The organism is Aeromonas sp. QDB63 (genome assembly GCF_027707425.1).
Taxonomy (GTDB): domain Bacteria; phylum Pseudomonadota; class Gammaproteobacteria; order Enterobacterales; family Aeromonadaceae; genus Aeromonas; species Aeromonas caviae.
In genome coordinates this window covers 12,561-24,571 of the sequence record NZ_JAPCIS010000005.1, presented here as the reverse complement: position 1 = coordinate 24,571, position 12,011 = coordinate 12,561, and the positions used below count along the sequence as shown (strand labels likewise).

At 60.2% G+C, this 12,011-nt stretch carries 9 protein-coding genes; 4 read left to right on the top strand and 5 right to left on the bottom strand.

Annotated elements, in window-relative coordinates:
• Window positions 1-27 precede the first annotated feature (27 nt).
• The 3 genes from nrdA to ubiG all read right to left on the bottom strand — a co-directional run bounded on the left by nrdA (window position 28) and on the right by ubiG (window position 4,286).
• Window positions 28-2,295, bottom strand: coding sequence for a class 1a ribonucleoside-diphosphate reductase subunit alpha (gene nrdA, locus PG879_RS05095; RefSeq protein WP_010674815.1), 2,268 nt, complete (start codon window positions 2,293-2,295; stop codon window positions 28-30).
• Window positions 2,296-2,883: 588 nt separating this feature from the next.
• A complete protein-coding gene (locus tag PG879_RS05090) occupies window positions 2,884-3,570 on the bottom strand; it encodes an HAD family hydrolase (RefSeq protein ID WP_041211454.1) in 687 nt (228 codons plus the stop codon).
• The gene (gene ubiG, locus PG879_RS05085) at window positions 3,570-4,286 is read right to left on the bottom strand and encodes a bifunctional 2-polyprenyl-6-hydroxyphenol methylase/3-demethylubiquinol 3-O-methyltransferase UbiG (RefSeq protein WP_041211453.1); all 717 of its coding nucleotides are present in this window, start codon (window positions 4,284-4,286) and stop codon (window positions 3,570-3,572) included. The genes PG879_RS05090 and ubiG overlap by 1 nt, the downstream gene beginning before the upstream one ends.
• A 199-nt stretch (window positions 4,287-4,485) precedes the next feature.
• Between ubiG and gyrA the strand changes: the two genes are divergently transcribed.
• Together gyrA and PG879_RS05075 are read left to right on the top strand one after the other, a co-directional pair.
• Window positions 4,486-7,233 carry a DNA topoisomerase (ATP-hydrolyzing) subunit A gene (gene gyrA, locus PG879_RS05080; protein WP_043155499.1) on the top strand — a complete coding sequence of 916 codons (2,748 nt, stop codon included), beginning with the start codon at window positions 4,486-4,488 and terminating at the stop codon, window positions 7,231-7,233.
• Window positions 7,234-7,537: 304 nt separating this feature from the next.
• Window positions 7,538-7,711, top strand: a complete 174-nt coding sequence (locus PG879_RS05075) for a hypothetical protein (protein ID WP_164882096.1) — start codon at window positions 7,538-7,540, stop codon at window positions 7,709-7,711.
• A gap of 6 nt (window positions 7,712-7,717) precedes the next feature.
• Here the strand turns inward: PG879_RS05075 and PG879_RS05070 are convergent, their stop codons facing one another.
• Window positions 7,718-8,773: a PA0069 family radical SAM protein gene (locus tag PG879_RS05070; RefSeq protein WP_103261894.1), complete on the bottom strand. Its 1,056-nt coding sequence runs from the start codon at window positions 8,771-8,773 to the stop codon at window positions 7,718-7,720.
• 174 nt (window positions 8,774-8,947) lie between these two features.
• On the opposite strand from PG879_RS05070, the gene PG879_RS05065 reads away from it, so the two are divergent.
• A complete protein-coding gene (locus tag PG879_RS05065; RefSeq protein ID WP_042017101.1) occupies window positions 8,948-9,538 on the top strand; it encodes a tetratricopeptide repeat protein in 591 nt (196 codons plus the stop codon).
• A 3-nt stretch (window positions 9,539-9,541) separates the two neighbouring features.
• Here the strand turns inward: PG879_RS05065 and PG879_RS05060 are convergent, their stop codons facing one another.
• Window positions 9,542-9,754 (bottom strand): hypothetical protein, encoded by a 213-nt coding sequence (locus tag PG879_RS05060; protein WP_010674802.1) that lies wholly within the window; start codon window positions 9,752-9,754, stop codon window positions 9,542-9,544.
• Between the two features lie 325 nt (window positions 9,755-10,079).
• On the opposite strand from PG879_RS05060, the gene thrS reads away from it, so the two are divergent.
• The gene (thrS, locus tag PG879_RS05055; protein ID WP_042017100.1) at window positions 10,080-12,008 is read left to right on the top strand and encodes a threonine--tRNA ligase; all 1,929 of its coding nucleotides are present in this window, start codon (window positions 10,080-10,082) and stop codon (window positions 12,006-12,008) included.
• Window positions 12,009-12,011 lie beyond the last annotated feature (3 nt).

Genomic DNA, 12,011 nt, shown 5'->3' with positions numbered 1-12,011 from the left:
CGCCCGGTTTATCAGTGCGTTTCGCGGTTAGATCTTGCAAGCCCCGCCAGCGCAGCCGTCATCTTGCAGATCGGTCTGGGTGTCGTCGGCACCATCACGGGTGTTGTGATAGTAGAGGGTCTTGAGACCGTATTTGTAGGCGGTCAGCAAGTCTTTGAGCAACTGCTTCATCGGCACCTTGTTGCCTTCGAAGCGGGCAGGGTCGTAGTTGGTGTTGGCGGAGATCGCCTGATCCACGAACTTCTGCATGATGCCGACCAGCTGCAGGTAACCGTCGACGCTCGGCTGTTTCCACAGCAGTTCGTACTGATCCTTCAGGCGGTGATACTCCGGCACCACCTGCTTGAGGATGCCATCCTTGGAGGCTTTCACCGACACCAGGCCGCGGGGCGGCTCGATGCCGTTGGTGGCGTTGGAGATCTGGCTGGAGGTCTCGCTCGGCATCAGGGCGGTCAGGGTGGAGTTGCGCAAACCCACGGTCTTGATCTCTTCGCGCAAGGTTTCCCAGTCCAGGTGCAGGGGTTCATTGCACAGAGTGTCCAGATCCTTTTTATAGGTATCGATAGGCAGGATACCCTGGGCATAGGTGGTCTCGTTGAAGGCCGGGCAGGGGCCGAACTCGCGGGCCAGTTGCACGGAGGCCTTCAGCAGGTAGTACTGGATCGCCTCGAAGGTGCGGTGGGTCAGGGCCAGACCGGAACCGTCGGAGTAGCGGGCACCGTTTTTCGCCAGGTAGTAGGCGTAGTTGATGACGCCGATACCCAAGGTGCGGCGGTTCATGCTGCCCTTCTTGGCTGCCTTGAGCGGGTAGTCCTGATAGTCGAGCAGGGCGTCCAGAGCGCGCACGGCCAGCTCGGCCATCTCTTCCAGATCTTCCAGCTTCTCGATGGCGCCCAGGTTGAAGGCGGAGAGAGTGCACAGGGCAATTTCGCCGTCCTCGTCATCCACGTTGTTGAGCGGCTTGGTGGGCAGCGCAATCTCGAGGCAGAGGTTGGACTGGCGTACCGGCGCCACGCTCGGATCGAACGGGCTGTGGGTGTTGCAGTGATCCACGTTCTGGATGTAGATGCGGCCGGTACCTGCGCGCTCCTGCATCATCAGGGAGAAGAGATCCACCGCCTTCAGGGTCTTCTTGCGAATGGCCGGATCCTGCTCGTACTTGACGTAGAGCGCTTCGAACTTGTCCTGGTCCGCGAAGAAGGCGTCATAGAGACCTGGTGCATCGGACGGGGAGAACAGGGTGATGTCACCGCCCTTGATGAGGCGCTGGTACATCAGCTTGTTGATCTGCACGCCGTAGTCCATGTGACGGACCCGGTTCTCTTCCACGCCGCGGTTGTTCTTCAGTACCAGCAGGCTCTCCACCTCGGTGTGCCACAGCGGGTAGAAGAGGGTGGCCGCACCGCCGCGCACGCCGCCCTGGGAGCAGCACTTCACCGCAGTCTGGAAGTATTTGTAGAAGGGGATGCAGCCGGTGTGGAAGGCTTCGCCGCCACGGATGGGGCTGCCCAGACCACGGATGCGGCCGGCGTTGATGCCGATGCCGGCGCGCTGGGACACGTAGCGCACGATGGCGCTGGCGGTGGCATTGATGGAATCCAGGCTGTCGTCGCACTCGATCAGCACGCAGGAGCTGAACTGGCGAGTCGGGGTGCGCACGCCGCTCATGATCGGGGTCGGCAGGGAGATCTTGAAGGTCGAGACCGCATCATAGAAGCGCTTGATGTAGTCCAGACGAGTATCTTTCGGATACTTGGAGAAGAGGCAGGCCGCTACCAGGATGTAGAGGAACTGCGGGCTCTCGTAGATCTCGCCGGTGACGCGGTTCTGTACCAGGTACTTGCCTTCGAGCTGCTTGACCGCCGCGTAGGAGAAGTCCATGTCGCGCCAGTGATCGAGGTAGCCGTTCAGCTCCTCAAATTCCGCCTGGGTGTAGTCTTCCAGCAGGTGCTTGTCGTACTTGCCCATGTCCACCAGTCTGGCGACGTGCTGATACAGGTGGGGCGGCTCGAACTGGCCGTAGGCCTTCTTGCGCAGGTGGAAGATGGCCAGACGGGCAGCCATGTACTGGTAGTCCGGGCTTTGCTCGGAGATGAGGTCAGCAGCAGCCTTGATGATGGTCTCGTGGATGTCGGCGGTACGGATACCGTCATAGAACTGGATGTGGGACTTGAGCTCCACCTGGGAGACCGACACGTTGTCGAGCTTCTCGGCAGCCCAGTCGAGCACACGGTGAATTTTATCCAGATCGATGGGTTCTTTGTGTCCGTTACGCTTCGTCACAAACAAGTTCATTGGCTGATGACCCCTTTCATTGATACCTGCCGGTATCGGTTGATTCCCGAAAAGCCATCGCACAATGGCGCAACCCGGCTCCGTCTGTCGAGGGAAACTGGGCAGGGATTGTGCGATGAATCACAAGATGTAGTGTTATTTTTAATGCGAACTACAAGATAGTGAGGTCGATGCGGTAATGCAATCTGTGGATAACGCATTAGCTGTGGATAAATTGTGGGTGTCGGGACGGGAGTTAGTGGACGCTCACAGCGAACGGGTTTTCATCCGTCCGATCCGTCAAATGCAAGTCCGGAGATCGAAGATGGAAAATTAAAATAACTTTTTTTGCTTGCGAAAGCAGGGTGTTTTTACTAGCAAATCCGGCCTGCTCATCCCTTGTGCAGTCAGGGTCAAAAGGTGTCCTGTTACGCCGTTCGGGGGGTTGCCAAGCCCGTAAAAAGAGGGATCGTCCGGGATCCCTCTGGTGCGCTGCTGGGGGAGCTGCGCGCCGGGGCAGATGCCCACATGGCCATCGGGACAACATCAAAGTTGCCCCGCAGATCCACCTCTATCCGGATGCCTTGTCGGTCATGGGCAATGAACGTGTCAGCTCAGTTCGTAACGCAGCCAGTGGTGCAGGGCCTGCACGGTATCAAAGTGAAGATCGGCGCCCCAGAGGGCCGGATCCTCGTCATCATTGAGATAACCCCAGCCAGCCACTGCGGTACGCATGCCGGCATTGCGGCCGGCCTCGATGTCGCGCACGTGATCCCCCACATAGAGACACTGGCTCGCCGCGATGCCGAGGCGCTCGCAGGCAAAGAACATGGGGGCTGGGTCGGGCTTGCGCACCGGCAGGGTGTCGGCGCTCACCGTCACGCCGCAACTGGCGAGTTCAGGCAGGGCTGCCAGGAGCGGTTCGGTGAGAAAGCCCGGCTTGTTGGTGACAATGCCCCAGGGCAGCTTTTTCTCGTCGAGCCACTCGATGAGATCCACCATGCCTTCATAGGGGCGGGTGCCGACGCAGAGGTTGGCGGCGTAGTAGTCGAGCAGGGCGGTGCGAAGGCGGGTGGCCCCCAGCTCCTCCAGCAGCTCGTCCCCAAGACCTGCCCTGAGCAGCCCGAGGGCCCCGTGGGAGGTGGTCTGACGGATGATGTCCTCAGAGAGCGGGGCAAAGCCTTCGCTTATCAGCACGTGATTGACGGCGGCGCCAAGGTCTGGGGCGGTGTCGAGCAGGGTGCCGTCCAGATCAAACAGCACGCAGCCAAGGGGCATCGGGTGAGGTGTGCTCATCAGCCTTGCTCCGGGCGCTCGAACGCCACCATGTAGTTGACGTCGACATTCTTGCCGAGCTTGAAGCTGTTGGAGAGCGGGGCGTAGTGAACGCCGCTCATGTCCCGCACCAGGAGGCCCGCCGCTTCCCCCATGCGACACAGTTCGGCGGGGGTGATGAACTTCTTGTGATCGTGAGTGCCCTTGGGGACCATCTTCATCAGGTACTCGGCCCCGAGGATCATCATCAGATAGGCTTTGGGGTTGCGGTTGATGGTGGAGACGAACACCTTTCCCCCCGGCCGTACCAGGGTGGCGATGGCGCGCAGCACCGAGGCCGGGTCCGGCACGTGCTCCAGCATCTCCATGCAGGTAACCACGTCATACTGGCCAGGCGCTTCATCGGCGTGGGCTTCGGCGGTGATCTGGCGGTACTCGAGCTCCACACCTTGTTCCAGCGCGTGGAGGCGGGCGACGCCGAGGGGTTCCTTGCCCATGTCGATGCCGGTGACCCGGGCCCCCCGGCGGGCCATGCTCTCGGAGAGGATGCCGCCACCGCAGCCGATGTCGAGCACGCGCTTGCCAAACAGGCCGCCGCTCTTGTCGGTGATCCAGTCAAGGCGCACCGGGTTGATTTGATGCAGCGGCTTGAATTCGCCCTCCATGTCCCACCAGCGGGAGGCGATGGCTTCAAATTTGGCGATTTCTGTCAGATCGACATTGGCATCACTATTCATGTTTTGATGATCCTGTGGCAAGGCGCGCAGCGGGCTGGGCGCGCGCAATCTATTGTCCTGGCGCGCATTATAACGGACCGACCTCGTCGCACCAGCCCGATGTGCTCATCGGATTTGTGGCTTAATGTATTTGGCTCAGTGTGTTACCATGTCGCGCTGTTTAAGCCAAAGAACAACTAATTAGGGATTAAGGCTTTCTATGAGCGATCTGGCCAGAGAGATCACGCCGGTCAACATCGAAGAAGAGCTCAAGAGTTCCTATCTGGATTACGCCATGAGCGTGATCGTAGGACGAGCTCTGCCGGATGTGCGTGATGGCTTGAAACCGGTTCACCGCCGCGTTCTGTATGCAATGAACGAGCTGGGGAACGACTGGAACAAGCCCTATAAAAAATCGGCCCGTGTGGTCGGTGACGTAATCGGTAAATATCACCCGCATGGCGACATCGCCGTGTATGACACCATCGTCCGGATGGCGCAGGATTTCTCCATGCGCTACATGCTGGTCGACGGTCAGGGCAACTTCGGTTCGGTGGACGGCGACAACGCCGCGGCCATGCGTTACACCGAAGTGCGGATGGCGCGCATCTCCCACGAGCTGCTGGCCGATCTGGACAAAGAGACCGTGGACTGGGTGCCGAACTACGACGGTACCGAGATGATCCCGGCTGTCATGCCCACCAAGGTCCCCACCTTGCTGGTCAACGGCTCCTCCGGTATCGCGGTGGGCATGGCGACCAACATCCCGCCTCACAACCTCACCGAGATTGTCAACGGTTGCCTGGCGCTGATCGAAAACGGCGACCTCACCATTGACGAGCTGATGACCCATGTCACCGGCCCGGATTTCCCCACCGGCGGCATCATCAACGGCCGTTCCGGCATCGTGCAGGCGTACCGTACCGGTCGCGGCTCCGTCTATGTGCGGGCCAAGGCTGAAGTGGAGGTGGACGAGAAGACCAGTCGCGAGACCATCATCGTCCACGAGATCCCCTATCAGGTGAACAAGGCTCGCCTGATCGAAAAGATCGCCGAGCTGGTCAAAGAGAAGAAAATCGAGGGCATCAGCGCCCTGCGCGATGAGTCCGACAAGGACGGCATGCGCATCGTCATCGAGATCAAGCGCGGCGAGTCCGGTGAGATTGTGCTGAACAATCTCTACAAGCACACCCAGATGCAGACCACGTTCGGCATCAACATGGTGGCGCTGGACAACAACCAGCCCAAGGTGATGAACCTCAAAGAGATCCTGGATGCGTTCCTGCTGCACCGCCGTGAAGTGGTGACCCGCCGGACCGTGTTCGAGCTGCGCAAGGCGCGGGATCGGGCGCACATCCTGGAAGGGTTGGCGGTGGCATTGGCCAACATCGACCCCATCATCGAGCTCATTCGCCACAGTGCGACCCCGGCGGATGCGAAAGCCGCCCTGGTAGCCAAGGGCTGGGAGCTCGGCAACGTGGCCGCCATGCTGGAAAAAGCGGGCGACGACGCGGCTCGCCCCGAGTGGCTGGAGCCGGAGTTCGGCATCCGTGAAGGGCAGTACTTCCTGACCGAGATCCAGGCCCAGGCCATCCTTGACCTGCGTCTGCACAAGCTGACCGGCCTCGAGCACGAGAAGATTCTGGAAGAGTACCAATCTCTGCTGGATCTCATCGCCGAGCTGCTGCACATCCTGGCAAGCCCGGAACGCCTGATGGAAGTGATCCGTGACGAGCTGCTGGCCGTGCGCGAGCAGTACGGCGACGAGCGTCGCACCGAGATCAGCATGTCCAGTGCCGAGATCAACATCGAAGATCTGATCACCCCGGAAGACGTGGTCGTTACCTTGTCTCACCAGGGCTATGTGAAGTATCAGCCGCTCTCCGACTACGAGGCCCAGCGCCGCGGTGGTCGTGGCAAGTCGGCCACCCGGATCAAGGAAGAGGACTTTGTGGAGCGTCTGCTGGTGGCCAACACCCACGACACCATTCTGTGCTTCTCCACCCGTGGCAAGGTCTACTGGCTCAAGGTGTATCAGCTACCGGAAGCGTCCCGTGGCGCCCGCGGTCGTCCGATCATCAACCTGCTGCCGCTGGATGAGGGTGAGCGCATCACCGCCATCCTGCCGGTGAAAGAATATGACGCCGACAAGTACGTCTTCTTCGCCACCGCCAACGGCACCGTGAAGAAGACCAGCCTGTCCGACTTCAGCCGTCCGCTCTCCTCCGGTATCCGTGCCATCAACCTCAAAGAGGGTGATGAGCTGATCGGGGTGGACATCACCGATGGCAGCAACGAGATCATGCTCTTCTCCGATGCGGGCAAGGTTGTTCGCTTCGCGGAAGGCAGTGGTCGCGCTGATACCGATGCCACTGACGAAGTCGACACCGACGACGACGCCGGCAACGACGATGATGGCAGCGACAACGGCGAAGGCACCGAAAGCAAGGGCACCTTCAAGGGCGTACGTCCCATGGGTCGTACCGCTGCCGGTGTGCGCGGCATCAAGCTGGGCGCCGGTGACAAGGTGGTCTCCCTCATCGTGCCCCGTGGTGATGGTGCCATCCTCACCGCCACCGAGAACGGTTACGGCAAGCGTACCGCGCTGGACGAGTACCCGACCAAGAGCCGTGGTACCCAGGGCGTCATCTCCATCAAGGTGGACGAGCGCAACGGCAAGGTGATCGATGCGATCCAGGTCGAAGATACCGACCAGATCATGCTGATCACCAACGGCGGTACCCTGGTTCGTACCCGGGTGTCCGAGGTGAGCGTCATCGGCCGCAACACCGGGGGTGTGCGTCTGATCCGTACCGGTGAAGACGAGACCGTGGTCGGCCTGCAGCGTGTTGCCGAGAGCGACGAAGAGGAAACCGAGGCCCTGGCTGTTGAAGGGGAGGTGTCTGAAGGCACCGACACCGCAGCGGACGCTGGCGCCGTCGATACCGGAGAGGCGAGCGACGAGTAATCGTCCCCCTTTGTCCGGTGCAAAAGAGCGACCTTGATGGTCGCTCTTTTTTTGTCCGCCTCACCGCAGGCTCTCCCCGTCCTTGTGCTTGCCCTGGCGCTCTCTTCTCTGGTGCCCGGCTCCGTCTGCCGTGCATGCAGCCCTGCCTGCCACGGCGTCATCTTCCTGATATGCAGGGTTGACCCCATCGCATCAACACGATTCCTTCACTCGGCTGTCATGGCCCTGTCATGACTGCCAGCCATGCTGCCTGCGTTGAATGAGGCCACCACAGAGGCAGGCATCGCTTGCCAGGAGCACTGTTATGACGAGCTGGGTAATGTGGGAGATCTGGTGGAGCCGGATGTGGGGAGGGCAGGAGAAGGCGCGCCTTAGGGTGGATGAGGAGGAGGTGGCGCACGAGCCATCACGCCTGCCTGCGGAGCTGATTGCACAGCGCCATCCAGCGGGGAGCTGCCCGCCGAGACCACGGGGCTGACGGCGCTCAGAAAAGACGCAACTGCTCGCCCGGGCGGATGAAGGCGGCTGTATTGAGTGCTACATGGCGCTTGCCCAGTTGCAGCCGCCTGCTGATCAGGCGAAAGCGCTGGGCGAGCAGGTCGGCAAACTGTCCTTCACCTCGCATGCGGCTGCCAAAGGTGGCGCTGTTGAGTGCGCCACCCCGGCTCGCCCGCAGCTGGTTGAGGATCGCCTCTTTCTGGCCGGGATAGTGCGTATCGAGCCAGTCGCAAAAGAGGGTGGTGAGCTCGTGGGGCAATCTCAGCAAGATGTAATCCGCACAGCCCGCCCCGGCGTCGACGGCGGCCTTGATGATCTGTTCCAGTTCCGGCTCGTTGAGCCTGGGGATCATGGGGGCCGCCAGCACCCCGACCGGCACACCGGCCTTGGCCAGTCGTTCGATCACCTTGATCCGACCAACCCCCGTGCTGGCCCTGGGCTCCAGCTGTCGCCTCAGCGTGTCATTGAGGGTGGTGACCGACACCATCACCTGGCATAACCCTTCTCGGGCCAGCTCGGTCAGCAGATCGAGGTCGCGCAGGATCATGGCGCTCTTGGTGATGAGCCCTACCGGATGGCGATGAGCCAGCATCACCGTCAGGAGTTCACGAGTCAGGCGATAGTGGTGCTCGATGGGTTGATAGGGATCGGTATTGGCCCCCAGCACGATGGTTTGTGGCTGATAGGCTGGCTTGGCAAACTCCCGTCGCAGCAGCTCGGCAGCATTGATTTTGGCAAACAGCTTGCTCTCGAAATCCAGCCCGGGGGAGAGCTCAAGGTAGGCGTGGCTGGGTCTGGCATAGCAGTAGATGCAGCCATGCTCGCACCCCTGATAGGGATTGATGGAGCGACCGAAGGGAAGATCCGGCGAATCGTTGTAGCTGATAATGCTGCGGGCGCTGATCTCCGTCACCTCGGTGCGGGGAGCGCTGGCGGCAAATGCCGCGTCCCAGTCGCTCTGACTCCAGCCGTCGTCAACGGTTTCGATTTGCGGGCCGCTGAAGCGGTGCTCGACATTGTGGTTCGCGCCTCGTCCTGCCATCACATCACCAATTCACTGTTTATATATACAGTTATTTTGCTGTGTAGCCCGTTAAACTGCAAGTTCGCAAAGAGCGACCCCATGAAAGAGGGTGAACCCGGGTGATCTCCTGCTTGATCTGTTGCTACATTTCGTTTACATAGACGAAATGCGAACCAGATCACGGAAAATGTCATGCAACCTACTACCGCCCGCTGGCTCTTCATCGCCCTCATTGCGCTGGTCATCTGGCGTCTGATCCCGCTCTCCACCGAGCAGGAGCTGGCGGCGGCCAACCGCGCCTGGCGGACAGGGCACTTTGATGAGGCGACCCGGATCTGGTCGCCCCTGGCGGAGCAGGGCCAGCCACGGGCACAGGCGCTGATGGGTTGGAGCCATGAAGTGGGGCAGGGGAGCGAGCAGGATATGGATCGCGCCATCCGACTCTATCGTCAGGCTGCGCAGGCGGGGGACGCTTTCGGCCAGTATCGGCTGGGAGAGGTCTATCTGCGCGGGGCCGGGGTGAAGCGGGATCTGCACGAGGCGTTTCGCTGGATGGAGCTGGCAGCCAGGAACGGTGATGTGCCCGCCATGCTGAAGGTGGGCATCCTGCACCTGATGGGGGTCAACGGGCGGGTTGAACTGGCCGAGGCGAAGCAGTGGCTCTATCAGGCCTCGCAAAAGGGCAACAAGATGGCACTACAGGTATTGCAGGAGATGGCGCTGGCCGAGGAGGGACGCAGCGCCTTCGATTTCAATGGCCACTCTTTTCTGAACGCCGGTTAGGGATCAACGGCTGGCGGTGACTTTGCCGGGCGTCACGTCCGTGACATAGAGGGTACTGCGCTCGGCACTGTGGACGATGCTGCATACCTCCCGCTTGCTGCCATCACCCAGGATCACCAGCTCACCGATATGGACGGGACAGTGAGTCGTGAGAAGGTGATCCGGATGAACCAGCTTTTCTGCATGCTCCGGAAATGAAATATCGTAGGTGTACATCATGCTCTCCTTGCTTTGGCTGACGCCTCAATCTGGTACAGGGTATGGCAGCAGAAGGGCGCCCTCGCAAGTAGGACAGGTTGACACCCGCGCTTAAGCGGTATGCAAAATCGCCAAGACAGCTTGTCTGGGTTGTCGCGTCTGATACAATCCCCCGCTGTACCTCTCAATGGATGGCCTTGCACACGCCATATGGTGTGCCACTGCCGTGTACCAACCGTATTGTGAACGGTGAAACTCGGGAGTGAACAGCTGGACATGAAAGGGTTTCTCCAACCTGCATGTGGCCTTTGGTAGGGGTCACCACTGTATAAGGAAACACCTAATGCCAATCATTACTCTGCCTGACGGCAGCCAACGTCAATTTGCCCACGCCGTTTCCGTCATGGATGTGGCCGCGGACATCGGTCCCGGTCTCGCCAAGGCGTGCATTGCCGGTCGGGTAAACGGTGAACTGGTGGATGCCTGCGAGCTGATCGAAGCCGATGCCTCCCTGGCCATCATCACCGCCAAAGACGAAGAAGGTCTGGACATTCTGCGCCACTCCTGTGCTCACCTGCTGGGTCATGCCATCAAGCAACTCTGGCCCCAGACCAAGATGGCCATCGGTCCCGTTATCGACAACGGTTTCTACTACGACATCGATCTCGACCGCACCCTGACCGACGAAGATCTGGCTGCCCTGGAAGAGCGCATGCTGGCGCTGGCCGCCAAGGATTACGATGTCATCAAGAAGAAGGTCTCCTGGCAGGAAGCGCGCGACGTGTTCGAAGCCCGTGGCGAGACCTACAAGGTCGAGATCCTGGATCAGAACATTGCCCGTGATGACCAGCCCGGTCTCTATCATCACGAAGAGTACATCGACATGTGTCGCGGCCCGCACGTGCCCAACATGCGTCATTGCCACCACTTCAAGTTGCAGAAGATGTCCGGTGCCTACTGGCGCGGCGACTCCAACAACAAGATGCTGCAGCGCATCTACGGCACCGCCTGGGCTGACAAGAAGCAGCTCAAGGCCTATTTGCAGCGTCTGGAAGAGGCCGCCAAGCGCGACCACCGCAAGATCGGCAAGCAGCTCGACCTGTACCATATGCAGGAAGAAGCGCCGGGCATGGTGTTCTGGCATAACGACGGCTGGACCATTTTCCGCGAGCTGGAAACCTTCATCCGCGGCAAGCTCAAAGAGTACGACTATCAGGAAGTGAAAGGCCCCTTCATGATGGATCGCGTGCTGTGGGAGCGTTCAGGTCACTGGGAGAAATACGCCCAGGCCATGTTCACCACCCAGTCCGAAAACCGCGAGTACGCCATCAAGCCGATGAACTGCCCGGGTCACGTGCAGATTTTCAACCAGGGTCTGAAATCCTACCGCGATCTGCCGCTGCGCATGGCCGAGTTCGGCTCCTGCCACCGCAACGAGCCGTCAGGCTCCCTGCACGGCCTGATGCGGGTTCGGGGTTTCACCCAGGATGACGCCCACATCTTCTGTACCGAAGAGCAGATCATGGAAGAGGTGTCTGCGTGCATCCGCATGGTCTATGACGTCTACGGTACCTTCGGCTTCGAGAACATCGTGGTCAAGCTCTCGACCCGTCCGGAGCAGCGTATCGGCTCTGATGAAGCCTGGGATCGTGCCGAGGCCGCGCTGGCCGAGGCGTTGGAACTCAACGGCCTGAAGTTCGACCTGCAACCGGGCGAGGGGGCTTTCTACGGTCCCAAGATCGAGTTCACCCTGCACGATTGCCTTGATCGTGCCTGGCAGTGTGGTACCGTGCAGCTCGACTTTGCCCTGCCGGGCCGTCTTGGCGCCACCTATGTGGGCGAAGACAACGAGCGCCACATCCCCGTGATGATCCACCGCGCCATTCTGGGCTCGCTGGAGCGCTTCATCGGGATCCTGACGGAAGAGTACGCCGGTCTGTTCCCGACCTGGCTGGCGCCGACCCAGGCCGTGGTCATGAATATCACGGATAACCAGGCCGATTATGCTGTGAAAGTTGCCAAGGCATTGAATGATGCGGGCCTTCGCGCAAAAGCGGACTTGAGAAATGAGAAGATTGGCTTTAAAATCCGCGAGCATACTTTGAAGCGAGTACCCTTCATGCTGGTCTGCGGCGACAAAGAAGTAGAAGCCGGCAAGATTGCAGTGCGTACTCGTAAAGGGGCTGACCTGGGCTCTTATCCTGTTGAAGAGCTGATTGCTCTGTTGACCCAGGAAGTTCAGACCCGCGGACAAAAGAAAGTGGAGGAATAAGCT